The organism is Rubellimicrobium aerolatum, assembly GCF_017872975.1.
In the GTDB taxonomy this organism is placed as follows: Bacteria; Pseudomonadota; Alphaproteobacteria; order Rhodobacterales; family Rhodobacteraceae; genus Rubellimicrobium; species Rubellimicrobium aerolatum.
The window spans coordinates 211,062-226,901 of record NZ_JAGGJP010000002.1; the positions used below are offsets into that span (position 1 = coordinate 211,062).

Below are 15,840 nucleotides of genomic sequence, written 5' to 3' on the forward strand. Positions count from 1 at the left end.
GATGCGTTTCCTCTTCCACACCCATTCCCTGATCTCCGACTGGAACCACGGCAACGCCCATTTCCTTCGCGGCGTGATGCGCGACCTGAACCGGCGCGGCCACGACACCCTCGCCCTCGAACCCGCGAACGCCTGGAGCCGCGAGAACCTGCTGGCCGAGCGTCCCGACGCCGTCGCCGCCTTCCACCGCGACTTCCCCAGCATCTCGACCACCATCCACGACGCCACGTTCGACCACGAAGCCGCCCTCGACGCCGCCGACGTGGTGATCGTCCACGAATGGAGCGATCCCGCCCTCGTCGCCCGCATCGGGCAGGCGCGCAAGCGCGGCGGCCGCTTCCTGCTCCTGTTCCACGACACCCACCACCGCGCCGTCTCCGCCTCCGGCGAGATCGGGGCGATGGACCTGTCCGGCTACGACGGCGTCCTGGCCTTCGGCGAGGCCCTGCGCGAGCGCTACCTCAAGGCCGGCTGGGGCCGTCAGGTCTTCACCTGGCACGAGGCCGCCGACGACGCCCTGTTCCACCCCCTGCCCGACGAGCCCGAGGAGGGCGACCTCGTCTGGATCGGCAACTGGGGCGACGACGAACGCACCGCCGAGCTGCACGAGTTCCTGATCCAACCCGCCCGCGACCTCCACCTCCGCGCGACCGTCCACGGCGTCCGCTACCCCGACGACGCCCGCGCCGCCCTCGACGCCGCCGGGATCGCCTACAAGGGCTGGCTCCCCAACGCCGAGGTCCCCCGCGCCTTCGCCCATAACCGCGTCACCGTCCACGTCCCCCGCCGCCCCTACGTGGAGCAGCTTCCCGGCATCCCCACCATCCGCCCCTTCGAGGCCCTGGCCTGCGGCATCCCGCTCGTTTCCGCCCCCTGGGACGACGCCGAGGGCCTGTTCCGCCCCGGCGACTTCCTCTGGGCCAAGAACGGCGACGAGATGCGTCAGCACCTCCGCTCCCTCGTCAACGACCCCGCGCTGCGGCACGAACAGGCCGCGCGCGGCCTCCAGACCATCCAGGCCCGCCACACCTGCCGCCACCGCGTCGATGAACTGCTGACCATCCTCGACCAGCTCAAGGCCCCCGCAAGGAAGACCGCATGACCCGGACCATCGCCTTCTACGGCTCCTCGCTCCTGTCCGCCTACTGGAACGGCGCGGCGACCTACTACCGGGGGATCATCCGGGCGCTGGCCAAGCGCGGCTACCAGACGACCTTCTACGAGCCCGACGTCTGGGACCGCCAGAAGAACCGCGACATCGACCCGCCCGACTGGGCGCGCGTCGTCGTCTACGACGGCACCCTCGAGGCGCTCCGCCGCGTCGCCGCCGAGGCCGCCACCTACGACATCGTCGTCAAGACCTCCGGCGTCGGCTTCGAGGACGACCTCCTCCTCGCGCAGGTCATGTCCGCCGCCCGCCCCGGCGCGCTCCGGGTCTTCTGGGACGTGGACGCCCCCCACACGCTGGGCGAGATCGCCGCCGCCCCCGACCACGCGATCCGCCGCTGGCTCCCCGACCTCGACATGGTCCTCACCTACGGCGGCGGCGACCCCGTGGTGGCCGCCTACCGGGCCCTGGGCGCGCGCCTCTGCGCCCCCGTCTACAACGCCCTCGACCCCGCCACCCATCACCCCGTCGCGCCCGAGCCGCGCTTCGCCAGCGACCTCGCCTTCCTCGGCAACCGCCTCCCCGACCGCGACGCCCGCGTGGCCGAGTTCTTCGCCCGCCCCGCCACCCTCCTCCCCGAGAACCGCTTCATCCTGGGCGGCAACGGCTGGCACGACGCCTCCTTCCCCTCGAACGTCCACAAGCTCGGCCACGTCCCCACCGCCGACCACAACGCCCTCAACTGCACCCCCCGCATGGTCCTCAACGTCGCCCGCGACAGCATGGCCGCCAACGGCTTCTCCCCCGCCACCCGCGTCTTCGAGGCCGCCGGCGCCGGCGCCTGCCTAGTCACCGACGCCTGGGAGGGGATCGAGCTGTTCCTGACCCCGAACGAGGAGGTTCTGGTCGCCCGCGACGGCCAGGACGTCGCCGAGGCCGTCCGCACCATCGCCCCCGACCGCGCTCGCGCCATCGGGCAGGCGGCGCTGGCCCGCGTCCTCGCCCACCACACCTACGACCAGCGCGCCAAGCAGGCCGACGCCCTGTTCCAGGCCCACGCCGCCCGGCTGGAGGCTGCCCAGTGACCCGCCCCCTCGACATCGTCATCCTCGGCCTGACGCTCTCCTCCTCCTGGGGCAACGGCCACGCCACCACCTACCGCGCCCTCCTCCGGGGCCTGCACGCCGAGGGCCACCGCACCCTGTTCCTCGAACGCGACAAGCCCTGGTATGCGTCTCAACGCGACCTCCCCTCGCCCGACTTCTGCGACTTCGCCCTCTACGACGACGTGGACGCGATGCTCGCCCGCCACGCCCCGCGCCTCCGCGCCGCCGACGCGGTCATCGTCGGCTCCTACGTCCCCGAAGGCGTCCGCCTCATCGACCGACTCGCGGCGATGGACCTCCGCCAGCTCGCCTTCTACGACATCGACACCCCCGTGACGCTGGCCGCCCTCGATCAGGGCCACGAGGACTACCTCGCCGCCCGCCAGATCCCGCTCTTCGACACCTACTTCTCCTTCTCGGGGGGCGAGGTGCTCCATCACCTCGAAGGCGCGCGCGGCGCCCGGCGCGCGGCGGCCCTCTACTGCTCCGTCGATCCCACGGCCTACCCCGCCGACCCGGACGCCTCCAAGCGGTGGGACCTGGGCTACCTCGGCACCTACAGCGACGACCGCCAGCCCACGCTCGACGCCCTCCTCCTCGAACCGGCCCGCCTGCGGCCCGACCTCCGCTTCGTCGTCGCCGGCCCGCAATACCCCGACACCATCGACTGGCCCGCCAATGTCGAACGGATCGAGCATCTCCCCCCCTCCGACCACGCCGCCTTCTACAACGCCCAGCGCTTCACCCTGAACGTGACGCGCGAGGCGATGCGCCGCATGGGCTGGTCCCCCTCCGTCCGCCTGTTCGAGGCCGCCGCCTGCGCCACCCCCATCCTCTCCGACGACTGGCGCGGCCTGTCCGACCTCCTCCCCGAGGGCGAGGCCCTGCTCATCGCCCGCTCGCCCGACGACGTGCTCCGCGCCCTCGACCTCCCCGACGCCCGCCGCCGCGCCATCGGGGCCGCCGGCCGGGCGCGCGTCCTGTCCGCCCACACCGGCCGCGCCCGCGCGCGGGAACTGGCGGCGGCCCTCCGCGCGGGCATTCCGGCGGTGGCGGCGACAGGAACCTGACAAGCGGCCCGCCCGCGGGCTACACTGCTCCGATGATCCCCTTCCTGCGCGAGCTCTACGAAGGCCACAGCGACCGCGCGCACCGGTTCCGCACGGCGCTGCTCGCCTTCGACCTCCTCACGCTCGTCTTCATCATCGCGACCAGCTTCATCCCCCGCCCCCCCTGGGTAGAGGCGGTCGATGTGCTCCTCGGCATCCTCATCGCGGGCGACCTCGCCGCCCGCCTCGCCATCTGCCCCCGCAAGACGCGCGAGTTCCTGCGCCTGTCCACCTGGACCGACATCATCGCGATCCTGTCCTTCCTGGCGCCCCTGACCAGCGAGGGCGCGGGCTTCCTGCGGGTGCTCCGCACGCTCCGCATCCTCAAGACCTACACGACGCTGAACGCCGCCCGCGACCGGAACGGCCCGCTCACCCGCAACGAGGAGGTGATCCTCGCCATCGCCAACCTCGGCGTGTTCATCTTCATCATGACCGCCATCGTCTACGAGACGCAGCACCGGCGGAACGAGGAGATCGGCAACTACGCCGACGCCCTGTATTTCACGGTGACGGCGCTGACGACGACCGGCTTCGGCGACATCACCCTTCCGGGCACCACGGGCCGGATGCTGACCGTCATCATCATGATCTTCGGCGTCACGCTGTTCCTGCGCCTCGCGCAGGTCCTGTTCCGCCCGCACAAGGTCCGCTTCCCCTGCCCCGTCTGCGGCCTCCAGCGCCACGACCCCGACGCCGTCCACTGCAAGGCCTGCGGCACCCTCCTCAACATCCCCGACGAGGGGGACTAGCCCCCGAACCCCCGCGACAGCCCGAACGCCCCCAGCAGCCCCAGCACCACGAACAGCCCGGCCAGCCCCGGCTCGCCCTCCACCGCCTCCGGGATCATCGTGTCCGCCACCATCGTCAGCAGCGCCCCCGCCGCCAGCGCGCTCACGAAGGCCAGCACCCCCGGCGAGGCCCCGCCCATCAGCCCGGCCCCCGCCGCCGCCGCGAGCCCCGAGGCCGCCGCGATCCCGCCCCAGAGCCCGAAGACGTAAGCCGCGCTCCGCCCCGCCTTCCGCATCCCGACCGCGCTCGACAGCCCCTCGGGCAGGTTCGACAGCACGATGGCCGCCAGCACGGCAAGGCTCACCCCGCCCCCGTCCAGCAGCCCCACCCCCAGCACCACCGACTCCGGCACCCCGTCCAGCAGCGACCCCACCGCGATCGCCAGCCCCCCGCCCGCGCTCGCCGCCACCTGCTGCCCGCCCGACCGCTTGCGGTGCCGCCCAGCGTGGGACAGCACCCCCTGCGACACCAGCCAGTTCGCCACCGTGTAGGCCACCGACCCGACCAGCGCCCCCAGCACGATCGGCCCCAGGCTCGACGTCTCGAACCCTTCCAGGATCAGGTCATAGGTCACCGCCGACACCAGCACCCCGCAGCCGAAGGCCATGACGCTCGCCGTCACCCGGCGCGGCAGGTCCACGAGGTAGGCCAGCGCCGCCCCCACCACCAGCGCCGCGCCGCCCAGCAGCCCCCAGAGCCCCGCCTGCACCCAGATTGCCATCGCGCCGCCCTCCGTTCCGCACCGGGCCAACCCAGCGCGCGCATCCCGTGTTCCCGGAACCGGGAACCCCGGAACAGCCGCCCCGCCCTGGCGGTTGAAGGAGGCACCCCACGTCGAAGGCCCCCCATGACCGCCTCCCCCGACCCCCGCCGCCGCAGCCCCACCAGCCCCCCGGCCTATCCCCCCGGCCTCGGCTCCGTCCTGGAGCGCAACATCCAGGCCCTCACCGACCGCCGCCGCCGCGAGGAATCCGAGGCCTCCCTCCAGGACCGCGTGGCCGAGGCGATCACCCGCTTCACCGGGTCCATGCTCTTCGTCTACCTCCACCTCGCGCTGTTCGGCTTCTGGATCGTGGCGAACCTCGGCTGGATCCCCGACGTCCCGCAATGGGACCCCACCTTCGTCGTCCTCGCCATGTGGGCCTCCGTCGAGGCGATCTTCCTTTCGACCTTCGTCCTCATCAGCCAGAACCGGATGCAGGCCGCCGCCGACAAGCGCGCCGACCTCGACCTCCAGATCGGCCTCCTGGCCGAGCACGAGGTCACCCGCATCGCCGCCCTGGTCGCCGCCATCGCCGCCCGGCTCGACGTGCGGACCGAGGTGGACGGCGAGATGGCCGAGATCCGCCGGGACGTCTCGCCCGAGGCCGTCCTCGACGGAATCGAGGCCGCCGAGGAGGCCTCCGGCGCCCCCGCGAACGCACCGTGACGTGATCCGGTCCCCCTGCGCGGACGGCCCCTAACCTCTTATATTCCCGGCGTGGCCAGCCTGTCGGGCCACGGGTCGGGCCGGACCTCTCCGGCCCCGAAGCGAGCCGCCCATGACCGCGCCGAAGCTGCCCTGAAAACCGCCCACGACATCTTGAGCGCGCGGCCGCGCGACCTCTGCGAAAGTCCCTCGACAGACTTCCCGACCCATGCGAAACGCCGCCCGCCGCGATTGCTCCCGAACCGGGACTAATCCGCCGGACAGAGGAATCCTCCGGTCCATCCGCCTCTGATGCGGGCGGGCCACAGTGGCGAACGAAGGCGACTCCGGCAACAATCCGCCCAAAAATTCGTCATAATTTCGACTAACATTCCAGTCAGTCCGCCCGAAAGAAGCGGCACGGGGACAGCGGTCCCCCTCCAGTGAGGCGATCCATGAAGACCCAGGCCACCGACTTCGGTCTCAGCCCCCTGCCTGTCCTTTCGCGGGACACGGCCCCCAACCCCGCGCGGATGCGGCGCGAGACGTTGCCGCTCGACGGGGTCTGGACGCTCTCGGTGAACGATGAACCCGCCCAGCCCGTGGTGGTTCCCTTCGCGCCGCAGGCCAAGGTCAACCGGATCGCCGTCCCCGAAGGCGAGGTGCGCCTCCGCTACGCCACCACCTTCGAGCTGCCCTTCGACTGGGCCGGCGCCGTGCTCCACCTCGAAGGCGTGGACCACGAGGCCGAGGTCGCCGTGAACGGCATGACCCTCGGCCGCCATCGCGGCGCCTGGGACCCCTGCACCCTCTTCGTCTCCCGCCCCGTGCTGCGGATGGGCCTGACCGACGGCGCGACCACGCTCCACAAGCTCGAAGTCACCGTCACCGACTCCTCCCGCGCCCGCTCCATCCTGTCCGGCAAGCAGGAGCGCGAGTCCCGCGAAGGCGCGATCTTCTACCAGAACATGTCCGGCCTTTGGAAATCCGCCTGGATCGAGCACGCGGGCGAGGTGCGCCTCAGTGACCACTTCCTGACCGCCCGCGCCTCGGGCGACCTGTCGCTGTCGGTCGATGTCGCGGGCGAGGCCTACGCCCATTCCGTCGTCCTGACGCTGTCGCACGAGGACGGCGGCGGGCTCGAACTCCGCGCCCCCGTGCAGGACGGCCGCGCCACCCTCGCGGGCCGCATGGCCGACGTGCTGCGCTGGTCCCCCGCCTGCCCGCACCTCTACTTCGGCACGCTGACGCTCCTCGACCGCCGGGGCCAGGTCGTCGACTCCATCGAGACCTACGCCGGCTTCCGCGACTTCGCGATGGACGGCGGCTACTACAAGCTGAACGGAGAGCCCTTCTACCTCCAGGGCCTGCTGAACCAGGCCATCTACCCCGACACCCTCTACACCCCCACCGACAAGCACACGCTGACGGACTACGAGCACACGCTCGCCCAGGGCTTCAACGGCGAACGTCGCCACCAGACCACGCCACGCCACCGCGACCTCTGGCTTGCGGACAAGATGGGCTACTGGCTGTCCATCGAGATGCCCTCGGCCCGCAACCTCCTCGACCCCCTCCACCGGGCCGAGGCGCTGGACGAATGGCGCCGCATCGTGCGCGCCTACGCCTGGAACCACCCCTCCGTGTTCTTCCTGGTCCCCGGCAACGAGGACTGGGGCCTGCTCGAACACACCCACCACGAGGTCCCCGCCACCGACGCCGACCGCGAGGCGTTCCAGTATGAACTCGGCGAGATGACCGAGGACATCGCCCCGCCGGGGATGCCCTACGCCGCCAACGACGGCTGGCGCTGCATCACCACGCGCCGGAACGGCGCGACCCAGAACCGGCTCGACCCGTCGCGGCTGATGTTCAACGTCCACGACTACGCCGACAACGCGCTGATCCGGTCGATCTACGGCCGCATCCCGCAATGGCCCGAGCCCGGCACCTGGGGCAAGAACCCCCGCCACGTCTTCCACCCGGCGGGCTACAGCTACGACGGCCGCACGCCCTTCGTGCTGTCCGAGGTCGGGGGCCGCGCGCTGCTCAACCGCCCGTCCAAGGGCGTCTTCGCCTACGGCAAGATCCACCGCGACCCCGAGACCTGGGCGGCGGAACTCTCGGACCTCATCGACGCGATGGGGACGATGCCGGTCCTGCGCGGCGGCTACGTGCTGACGCAGACCCGCGACGCCGGCAACGACCCCGAGGACGACACCTCGATGGGCGAGATCAACGGCGTCTTCGACGCCCACGGCCTGCCCAAGTATGAAGGTCTTGCCGTGCGCGAGGCCAACGAGAAGGCGCGGGAGGCCTGGGCGGGCCGTCTCTGACCGCCAGCGGCCCTCGTAAGGCGGGCTTCAGCCCGCCACCCGGCCCGGACCCCGGCGGGCGGACCACCGCCCGCCGCCTCTCTGCTCCGTAGGGTGCGCTTCAGCGCACCATCCCGCCCCGCCCGTCAAACGCCCGGCCCGCGCCCCCTCACCGATACCGCCCCGCCTTCTGGAGCACCTCGATCTGGTAGCCGTCCGGGTCGGCCACGAAGAAGAACGTGGCCACCGGCTCGCCCCCGTCCGGCGCGAAGGCCACGATCTTCCGGGGCTCCAGCCCCGCCGCCGTCATCCGCGCGTGCTCGGCCGCCAGGTCCTCCACCACCACGGCAAGGTGCCCGTAGCCGTCACCCAGGTCGTAGGGCTCCGTGCGATCCTTGTTGACCGTCAGCTCCACCTCGAAGTCGGCCTCCGCGTTCCGCAGGTAGACCAGCGTGAAGCCCGCGAAGTCGAGCCGCGTGTCCACCTCCAGCCCGAAGGCCGTCCGGTAGAACGCCACCGAGCGCGCCTCGTCCCGCACGCGGATCATGGAATGGATCGCCTTGGCCATGGGCCTCCTCCGTCTCTGCCGCCCCCGTGATCGCCCGCCGCTCCCCGCGCCGCAACCCCGGCGCCGTCCGCCGCCCCGACCCGCCCCCGCCGTCCACCCCACCACGCGCTCTTGACGCCGAGGGCCAGCGTGGCGCCCCCACCCCCCGATCACCGTCGGATGCGCTTGCGCGCACCGCGCCACGCCGGTCCTCGCGCTCCGGTGGGCGGACGGCGCACCCTACGACACCCCCGCGTCCGATCCCTAAAGTCCCACGCAACACGCAACGCCCGTTGCTGTCGGAGCTTGTTAACACCGTCCTGCGATCCTCCTCGCACAGGCCCAAAGGACCGGGCGCCCGCCGGGACTCCCCGTCGCGCGTCCGGAACCATCCTCGCCGCTGGGCCATACGCTGTTTGACAGGACGCCGTGCGGCCGGCGCCCGACCGGGAGGACCCACCCCCGCGCAGGACTGCGCCGGGACGGGGCCGCAAAGACCCGCCCGCCACGCGTCGAATACGCGCCCTACGCGCCGCCGATCGGCGTCGTCACCACTCCGGTGCCGCCGCAATCGGGGCAATCCTTGCCGTCCACCTTCCCCGTGCCCTCGCACTTGCGGCAGGCATTCTCGCCCGAGCCCACCGTGCCCGGCGGAACCTCCTCGGGGGTCTCGTCGCTGGCCATGCGCGTCCTCCTGTCCGGCTTCCCCGGACAACCGCGCCCCCCGCGCGATTGTTCCACTCAGGAGAAGGTGGCCGGGTTCGGCCCCGTCCGGTGCCCCGTCTCCAGCGTGGCGATGGACGCCAACTCCTCCGGGTCGAGCTGGACCCTCGCCGCCTCCAGATTCTCCCGCAGACGCCCCGGATTCGTGGATCGCGGGATGACCGAGCAGCCCAGCGCCAGATGCCACGCTAGGACTACCTGCGCCGGGCTCGCCCCCGTCCGCTCCGCCGCCCGCCGCACCGGGGCCGAATCGAAGCTCCGCGCCTGCCCCAGCGGCGTCCAGCTCTGCGTCACGATCCCCATCTCCGCGTGCTTCCGCCGCAGCTCCGCCTGCGGCAGCTCCGGGTGCAGCTCGATCTGGTTCACGGCCGGCACCACGCCCGTCGCGTCCACGATCCGGTCCAGATGCTCGGGCAGGAAGTTCGACACCCCGATGGACGACACCCGCCCCTCCTCGCGCAGCCGGATCAGCGCCTTCCAGGTCTCCACGTAGCGGTCGCGCGCCGGGGCGGGCCAATGGATCAGCAGCAGGTCGATCCGCTCCAGCCCCAGCCGGCCAAAGCCCTCGTCCGCCGCCCGCAGCGCCTCGTCGAACCCGTGCCGGTCGTTCCAGATCTTCGTGGTGACGAACAGCTCCCCGCGCGGCACCCCGCAGGTCCGCACGCCCTCGCCCAGGCCCTCCTCGTTGCCATAGAGCGCCGCGCCGTCGAACTGCCGGTAGCCCAGCCGCGCCGCCTCGCCGATCAGGTCGGCGGTCCGGTCGGCCGGGACCTGCCACAGGCCGAAGCCGATCGCCGGCATGGTCCGTCCGTCGTTGAGGGTCAGGAAGGGAACGTCAGGCATCTCGGGCTCCGTGGTGGTCGCGCGCCCAGATGGTAGCAGCAACGCGCGAAGGGCAAGCGCCCCGCGTCACGCCACGCTCGGCACGCCGTCCCTCCAGTCCCAGTGCGCCATGTGCGGCAGGTATTTCCCCACCCGCCGCCCCACCAGCACCGGCTCCTCGAAGCGGTAGGCCGGCAGCTCCGCCGACCCGATCTCGCCGCGCGCCAGCGCCGCATAAAGGTGCGACAGCTCCGACCGCTGCCGGTTGAAGCGCCCGCAGAGATAATAGATCCCCTGCGGGTCGATGCTCCGGTTCGGCTGCCGGACGAGCGAGCACCAGTCGGTCGAATCGATGTAGGGATACCAGCAGAACCCCTCGAACCGCCCGCCCCTCTCGGCCAGCTCCGGCACCAGCGCCTCGCATTCGCCGACCATGTACTTCAACCACGAGATGCGGTCCTCGATGCGCCCGCGCACGTTGGTCTCGGTCAGCATCAGCGGGAACGGATACCGCTCGTGATACTCCAGCGCCACCTCCCGGAACCCGACGGGCACGAAGTCGTCGCTCTGCCCCTGCACGGTCCAGCCCAGCTCGCTGTGCGCGTAGTAGTCGAGCCCCAGCACGTCGATCCGCGCCGGGTTGTCGCGGAACCAGGCGGCGTCCTCCGGGCTCAGCCCATGCGCGGTCAGCGTCCCCCAGAGCGGGTGCCGCTCATCGACCCGCCCCAGGATCAGGTCGAGGATGACGAAGCGCAGGTCGTTGCCGAAGTCGGTGTGATACTGCGATTGCGGGTCCAGCGCGTGGTGCCTCTCGCAGGTGTCCACGTGGACGACGCGCAGCCCCGGCACCATCCGCTCCAGCATCGGCGTGACGAGGGAGATCGCCTTGGCCTTGCCCAGGATGATCGGCACCACCCCCGCGCGGTCGCGCCAATGCGGATACCACTCGCCCATGAACCCCGCGAGGATCGCGGTCGCGAGCGGCTCGTTGATGATCGTGTAGTCGGTGATCCACGGGTAGCGCCGCGCGAAGGCCTTCACGAAGTCGCGGTAGACCTGCGGGAACTCCGGGTTGGCGAATCCGTGCTCCAGCCATTGCGGAAAGCTCGTGTGGTGCAGCGGGTCCGCGATGGGCTTCAGCCCCAGCCGCCGGACGCAGGACAGGTAGCGGTCGGTCCAGGACCAGTCGTAGACGCCCCGGACCCGCTCGATCTTGTGCCAGGGGATGCAGCAGCGGAACGTCGTGATCCCGTCCGCGACCAGCAGCTTCAGGTCCTCCCGGTAGCGGACCGTGTGCTCGGTGGTGTCGAGCACATCGACCGCGTGGCCGAACATCTGCGTGCCCTCGAATCCGGTCAGGTAGCTCAACCGGGGCACCGCCGGGGACAGGGCGGGCGGCGGCTCGGGCCGGATTTCGGGCCAGGACTCGATGAGATCGACCGGGACCTCCAATCCCGGTTCGGCGGAAAGAGGGCTGGCCAAATGTCGTTTCATGTCGGTTCTGACTTCAATTGTTTCCGGGGGCGGGGTCGTGAACCTCGTCACAAGGCGCCGGCTATGCGGCAGGCACCCCAGGGACGCCCCCATGCGGGGACGACGGATCGGCCCCGCGTCACGCGGCACGGGTCCTCGGCCTTGGGTTCTAGCCCATCCCGGCACCTCATCAACGCCCCGCGCCCTCGGTCGGGTTCCCGACTCCGGCGGCTTTCCGCACCCTTTTCCCAAAGTCTTAGCGAGGTGTCGCCCGCGCCGACCGTCGCGCTCGACCCCGGCCCACTGGCCGGACGCGCGCCCGCCCTATGTTCCGGCCGAAGACGATCCGAACAGGGGACGGGATGCAATTCAGACCGATGGGCCACAGCGGGACGGCCGTCTCCGCGCTCTGCTTGGGCACGATGACCTTCGGGGCCGAATCGACCGAGGCGCAGTCGTTCCAGATGATGGACGACTACGCCGCGGCGGGCGGCAACTTTCTCGACACCGCCGACGTCTACACGGCGGGGACCTCCGAGGAGATCGTCGGCCGCTGGCTCAAGGCCCGCCCGACCGAGGCCCGCCGGATGGTCCTGGCCACCAAGGGCCGCTTCCCCACGGGTCCCGACGCCAACGACCTCGGCCTGTCCCGCCGCCACCTGCGCCAAGCGCTCGACGCCTCGCTCCACCGCCTCGGCGTCGATCACGTCGATCTCTACCAGGTCCACGCCTGGGACGCCCTGACACCCCTGGAGGAAACGCTCCGCTTCCTCGACGACGCCATCTCGCAGGGCAAGATCGCCTATTACGGCGTCTCCAACTACCTCGGCTGGCAGATCACCAAGGCCGTCCATCTGGCGAAGGCCCACCACTGGGCCCCGCCCGTGACGCTCCAGCCGCAATACAACCTGCTCGCCCGCGACATCGAGCACGAGGTCGTCCCCGCCTGCCTCGACGCCGGCATCGGCCTCCTGCCCTGGTCGCCCCTGGGAGGCGGCTGGCTCACCGGGAAATACAAGCGCGACCAGACGCCCACCGGCGCGACCCGCCTAGGCGAAGACCCTGAGCGCGGCGTCGAGGCCTACGGCCCCCGCGCCCGCGACGCCCGCACCTGGGCCATCATCGACGCCGTGCAGGCGGTGGCCGAAGGACGCGGCACCGGCATGGCCGAGGTCGCGCTCGCCTGGGTCCGGGACCGCCCCGCCGTGACCTCGGTGATCCTCGGCGCGCGGACGCCCGAGCAGCTCGCCCAGAACCTCCGCGCCGCCGACCTCACCCTCTCCCCCGAGGAGACGGCCCGGCTCGACGCCGCCAGCGCACCCCTCGTCGGCGATTACCCCTACGGGGCCAAGGGCATCGCCCAGCGCCACCGCCGCATCGAGGGGGGCCGCTAGCCCAGCGCGCCGGAACCCGCCCCCCGGGCGGACGTTGCGGCCGGACCATCGGGCGGGCAGCAGGGGAGGGCGTCATGGCCGCAGGCTTCATGTTCGCGACTGGGATCGAGAACAGCTATCCGACCATCAAGAACGGCACGCACCGCGTGGACGAGATGGAGAAATGCGGCCACTACACCCACTGGAAGCGCGACTTCGAATGCGTGACCGAGCTCGGCATCCAGTTCCTCCGCTACGGCCCGCCGATCCACCGGACCTGGCTCGCTCCCGGCCGCTACGACTGGGAGTTCGCGGACCAGACCTTCGCCGAGCTGAAGCGGCTCAAGATCATGCCCATCGTGGACCTGTGCCACTTCGGCGTGCCCGACTGGATCGGCAACTTCCAGAACGGCGATTTCCCGGCGCTGTTCGGCACCTACGCCCGCGACTTCGCCGCCCGCTTCCCATGGGTCCAGCTCTACACGCCGGTGAACGAGATGTTCATCTGCGCCACCTTCTCGGGGCGGAACGGCTGGTGGAACGAGCAGGGGACGACCGACCGGACCTTCGTCACCGCGCTCAAGCACCTCGTGAAGGCCAATGTCCTCGCCATGCGGGCGATCCTGGAGGTCCGGCCCGACGCGCTGTTCATCCAATCCGAGTCGTCGGAATACTTCCACGCCTCCTCGCCCGCCGCCATCGGGCTGGCCGAGACCTACAACCAGCAGCGCTTCCTGACGCTGGATCTCAACTACGGCCACCGCGTCAACAGCGACATGTACGAGTTCCTGATGGACAACGGCATGACGCGGGACGAATATCACTTCTTCCTCGGCCAGGGCCTCCGCCGGCACTGCATCATGGGGACCGACTACTACTTCACCAACGAGCATCGGGTCTACGCCGACGGCCGCGTGACCGCCTCCGGCGAGATCTTCGGCTACGACGAGATCACGCGCCAGTATCACGACCGCTACCAGCTCCCCGTGATGCACACCGAGACGAACCTCTGGGAGGGGCCGACAGGCCAGGAGGCGGTGGACTGGCTCTGGAAGGAATGGGCCAACGTCCTGCGGATCCGCAACGTCGGCATCCCGATCCTGGGCTTCACCTGGTATTCCCTCACCGACCAGGTGGACTGGGACAGCGCGCTGCGCGAGGACAACGGCACCGTGAACCCGCTCGGCCTTTATGACCTCGACCGCAACATCCGCAAGGTCGGCGAATGCTACCGGACGCTCATCCAGGACTGGTCCAGCGTGCTCCCCGCCCAGAGCCACTGCCTCGTGCTCCCCCTCGACATGCCCGACGGCGAGGAAGAGCCCGACACCGCCGAGCGCCTGCGCCGCCACGCGGTCCGCAACCTCGACCGCGGCGGCATCGCCCGCAGGGGTCCCGGTCCCTCGCGCGCGCCGGGCCCGCCCGGCGGCTGGTGACCCCAAGGCGGGACCGGGCGCGGACGCAGCAGGCTGGTCACACTCCGCCCGGCCCGCACGCCGCGCGGGCCGGCCCGTCTGGCCATGGCGGGCGCCGTCGTGCTCTGCTCGCTGCGCCGGCCCGCCCCCTTGCGGCGGCCAACCCGCCCGCCTTAGAGGACACGGATGCAGATCGCCCATTCCACCCGCAGGGCCCTCCTGGCCTCCACCCTCGCCCTCGGCCTCGGCGGCTGCGGGGTGAGCTATGTCAGCCCGCTCGTGAGAGATACCGCCTCCGACAACGTCGATGTCGTGGAGATCACGGGCCAGAGCATCGCCTTCGCCAACAGCGCGCCCTACACGCCGCGCGGCCTGCCCGAGGTCTTCTCGCGCACCGCCGGCTCCGGCGGCGGCCTCCGCGGCGCGGGCGCGCTGCCCGAGGCCCCGGCCGTGCCGCAGGCGCAGCCCGGCCCTCTCGACCTGCGGCCCCCGCCGGAGACGACGCCCCCGACCTACCGGATCGGCGTGGGCGACGTGGTCCAGCTCGCCACCCGCGTCGCGCGCCCGACGGGCGAGGCGGCCCTGGGCGAGGCCCCGGCCGGAGAGTTGCGCCAGACCTACACCGTCCGCGACGACGGGGCCATCGCGATCCCCGACGTGGGCGCCGTGGAGATCGGCGGCCTGACCATCGAGGAGGCCGAGCAGCGAGTGTTCGAGCGGTTCATCGAGACGGGGGCCGACCCCGACTTCAGCCTGGAGATCGCCGGGTTCAACTCGCAGGGGATCACGGTCGGCGGCGACGTGGCCGCGCCGACCCGGGTTCCCGTGACCCTGAACGTCCCCACGCTGGACGAGGCGCTGACGGCGGCGGGCGGCCTTCAGGTCACCACGCCCGAGTTCGCGTCGATCCGCGTCTATCGCGACGGCACGCTCTACCAGATCCCGCTGGCCGACTACGACCGCGACGGCCGGCTCCGCTCCATCCAGCTCCTTCCGGGCGATTCGGTGTTCGTGGACACCGCCTACGACCTCGACCGGGCGCTCGCCTACTACACGCAGCAGATCAACGCCGCGAGCCTGCGCCGCACCGAGCGGACGGCCGCGCTGGAGGAGCTCCAGGCCGAGGTCGGGCTCCGCCGCGACGCCCTGGACGAGGAGCGCGCCCTGTTCCGGGCCCGCGACGAGCTGGGCGCTGTGCCCCGCGACTACGTGTATCTGACCGGCGAGGTGACGCAGCAGCGCCGCTATGCGCTCCCCTTCGGGCAGCAGGCGACGCTGGCGGACGCGCTCTTCGACCAGGGCGGCTTCGAGACCGAGACGGGCAACCCGTCGCAGATCTACGTCCTGCGCGCCACGCCGGGCGAGGAGGACGTGACGGCCTGGCATCTCGACGCCCGCAGCGCCGCCAACCTGACGCTCGCCACCCGCTTCGAGCTGCGCCCGAACGACATCGTCTTCATCGAGGAACAGCCGATCACCCGGTGGAACCGCGCCTTCCAGCAGTTCTTCCCAAGCCTGGTTACCACCGCCAGCAGCGCCGTGGACTGACCTGGACCAGGGGACGCGCGGGCGGGCCTCCCGGCCCGGCCGCGCGTCCCCGACCCGCCAGATCCGACCGGACGGTCCCCTCGGGGACCGCCCCGCCGCCG

At 71.5% G+C, this 15,840-nt stretch carries 14 protein-coding genes; 9 read left to right on the forward strand and 5 right to left on the reverse strand.

Annotated features, from left to right (window positions below; all coding sequences use genetic code 11):
• Position 1: 1 nt before the first annotated feature.
• Genes J2Z33_RS03245 through J2Z33_RS03260 form a run of 4 tightly spaced genes read left to right on the forward strand, consistent with a single transcriptional unit; the run spans position 2 to position 4,075 of the window.
• Complete coding sequence (locus tag J2Z33_RS03245) at positions 2 to 1,102, forward strand: CgeB family protein (protein ID WP_209837848.1); 1,101 nt, start codon at positions 2 to 4, stop codon at positions 1,100 to 1,102.
• On the forward strand, positions 1,099 to 2,193 hold the full coding sequence (locus J2Z33_RS03250) for a CgeB family protein (RefSeq protein ID WP_209837850.1): 1,095 nt from the start codon (positions 1,099 to 1,101) through the stop codon (positions 2,191 to 2,193). The genes J2Z33_RS03245 and J2Z33_RS03250 overlap by 4 nt, the downstream gene beginning before the upstream one ends.
• On the forward strand, positions 2,190 to 3,284 hold the full coding sequence (locus J2Z33_RS03255; RefSeq protein WP_209837852.1) for a CgeB family protein: 1,095 nt from the start codon (positions 2,190 to 2,192) through the stop codon (positions 3,282 to 3,284). The genes J2Z33_RS03250 and J2Z33_RS03255 overlap by 4 nt, the downstream gene beginning before the upstream one ends.
• Positions 3,285 to 3,316: 32 nt before the next feature.
• On the forward strand, positions 3,317 to 4,075 hold the full coding sequence (locus J2Z33_RS03260; RefSeq protein WP_209837854.1) for a potassium channel family protein: 759 nt from the start codon (positions 3,317 to 3,319) through the stop codon (positions 4,073 to 4,075).
• On the opposite strand, the gene J2Z33_RS03265 is transcribed toward J2Z33_RS03260, so the two are convergent.
• The gene (locus J2Z33_RS03265) at positions 4,072 to 4,836 is read right to left on the reverse strand and encodes a ZIP family metal transporter (RefSeq protein WP_209837856.1); all 765 of its coding nucleotides are present in this window, start codon (positions 4,834 to 4,836) and stop codon (positions 4,072 to 4,074) included. The two genes, J2Z33_RS03260 and J2Z33_RS03265, sit on opposite strands and share 4 nt — an antisense overlap.
• A 126-nt stretch (positions 4,837 to 4,962) precedes the next feature.
• Between J2Z33_RS03265 and J2Z33_RS03270 the strand changes: the two genes are divergently transcribed.
• Positions 4,963 to 5,544, forward strand: a complete 582-nt coding sequence (locus J2Z33_RS03270; protein WP_209837858.1) for a DUF1003 domain-containing protein — start codon at positions 4,963 to 4,965, stop codon at positions 5,542 to 5,544.
• 434 nt (positions 5,545 to 5,978) lie between these two features.
• Positions 5,979 to 7,859 carry a glycoside hydrolase family 2 protein gene (locus tag J2Z33_RS03275; protein WP_209837860.1) on the forward strand — a complete coding sequence of 627 codons (1,881 nt, stop codon included), beginning with the start codon at positions 5,979 to 5,981 and terminating at the stop codon, positions 7,857 to 7,859.
• Between the two features lie 148 nt (positions 7,860 to 8,007).
• Here the strand turns inward: J2Z33_RS03275 and J2Z33_RS03280 are convergent, their stop codons facing one another.
• From J2Z33_RS03280 to J2Z33_RS03295, 4 genes are all read right to left on the reverse strand, one after another.
• Complete coding sequence (locus tag J2Z33_RS03280) at positions 8,008 to 8,406, reverse strand: VOC family protein (protein ID WP_209837863.1); 399 nt, start codon at positions 8,404 to 8,406, stop codon at positions 8,008 to 8,010.
• Positions 8,407 to 8,910: 504 nt separating this feature from the next.
• On the reverse strand, positions 8,911 to 9,069 hold the full coding sequence (locus J2Z33_RS03285; protein ID WP_209837864.1) for a hypothetical protein: 159 nt from the start codon (positions 9,067 to 9,069) through the stop codon (positions 8,911 to 8,913).
• A gap of 57 nt (positions 9,070 to 9,126) precedes the next feature.
• Complete coding sequence (locus J2Z33_RS03290; protein ID WP_209837866.1) at positions 9,127 to 9,951, reverse strand: aldo/keto reductase; 825 nt, start codon at positions 9,949 to 9,951, stop codon at positions 9,127 to 9,129.
• Positions 9,952 to 10,017: 66 nt separating this feature from the next.
• A complete protein-coding gene (locus tag J2Z33_RS03295; protein WP_209837868.1) occupies positions 10,018 to 11,424 on the reverse strand; it encodes a glycoside hydrolase family 1 protein in 1,407 nt (468 codons plus the stop codon).
• A gap of 341 nt (positions 11,425 to 11,765) precedes the next feature.
• On the opposite strand from J2Z33_RS03295, the gene J2Z33_RS03300 reads away from it, so the two are divergent.
• The 3 genes from J2Z33_RS03300 (at position 11,766) to J2Z33_RS03310 (ending at position 15,739) form a co-directional block, all read left to right on the forward strand.
• Positions 11,766 to 12,797, forward strand: a complete 1,032-nt coding sequence (locus J2Z33_RS03300; protein WP_209837869.1) for an aldo/keto reductase — start codon at positions 11,766 to 11,768, stop codon at positions 12,795 to 12,797.
• Positions 12,798 to 12,871: 74 nt separating this feature from the next.
• Entirely contained in the window at positions 12,872 to 14,212 is a 1,341-nt protein-coding gene (locus J2Z33_RS03305) for a family 1 glycosylhydrolase (protein ID WP_209837871.1), read from the forward strand.
• Between the two features lie 165 nt (positions 14,213 to 14,377).
• Positions 14,378 to 15,739 (forward strand): polysaccharide biosynthesis/export family protein, encoded by a 1,362-nt coding sequence (locus J2Z33_RS03310; protein WP_209837873.1) that lies wholly within the window; start codon positions 14,378 to 14,380, stop codon positions 15,737 to 15,739.
• Positions 15,740 to 15,840 lie beyond the last annotated feature (101 nt).

Excerpts from the sequence above, each read along its gene's own strand:
- J2Z33_RS03245 (WP_209837848.1), top strand. The coding sequence starts at position 2 with ATGCGTTTCCTCTTCCACACCCATTCCCTGATCTCCGACTGGAACCAC.
- J2Z33_RS03250 (WP_209837850.1), top strand. The coding sequence starts at position 1,099 with ATGACCCGGACCATCGCCTTCTACGGCTCCTCGCTCCTGTCCGCCTAC.
- J2Z33_RS03260 (WP_209837854.1), top strand. The coding sequence starts at position 3,317 with ATGATCCCCTTCCTGCGCGAGCTCTACGAAGGCCACAGCGACCGCGCG.
- J2Z33_RS03265 (WP_209837856.1), bottom strand. The coding sequence starts at position 4,836 with ATGGCAATCTGGGTGCAGGCGGGGCTCTGGGGGCTGCTGGGCGGCGCG.
- J2Z33_RS03270 (WP_209837858.1), top strand. The coding sequence starts at position 4,963 with ATGACCGCCTCCCCCGACCCCCGCCGCCGCAGCCCCACCAGCCCCCCG.
- J2Z33_RS03275 (WP_209837860.1), top strand. The coding sequence starts at position 5,979 with ATGAAGACCCAGGCCACCGACTTCGGTCTCAGCCCCCTGCCTGTCCTT.
- J2Z33_RS03280 (WP_209837863.1), bottom strand. The coding sequence starts at position 8,406 with ATGGCCAAGGCGATCCATTCCATGATCCGCGTGCGGGACGAGGCGCGC.
- J2Z33_RS03285 (WP_209837864.1), bottom strand. The coding sequence starts at position 9,069 with ATGGCCAGCGACGAGACCCCCGAGGAGGTTCCGCCGGGCACGGTGGGC.
- J2Z33_RS03290 (WP_209837866.1), bottom strand. The coding sequence starts at position 9,951 with ATGCCTGACGTTCCCTTCCTGACCCTCAACGACGGACGGACCATGCCG.
- J2Z33_RS03295 (WP_209837868.1), bottom strand. The coding sequence starts at position 11,424 with ATGAAACGACATTTGGCCAGCCCTCTTTCCGCCGAACCGGGATTGGAG.
- J2Z33_RS03300 (WP_209837869.1), top strand. The coding sequence starts at position 11,766 with ATGCAATTCAGACCGATGGGCCACAGCGGGACGGCCGTCTCCGCGCTC.
- J2Z33_RS03305 (WP_209837871.1), top strand. The coding sequence starts at position 12,872 with ATGGCCGCAGGCTTCATGTTCGCGACTGGGATCGAGAACAGCTATCCG.
- J2Z33_RS03310 (WP_209837873.1), top strand. The coding sequence starts at position 14,378 with ATGCAGATCGCCCATTCCACCCGCAGGGCCCTCCTGGCCTCCACCCTC.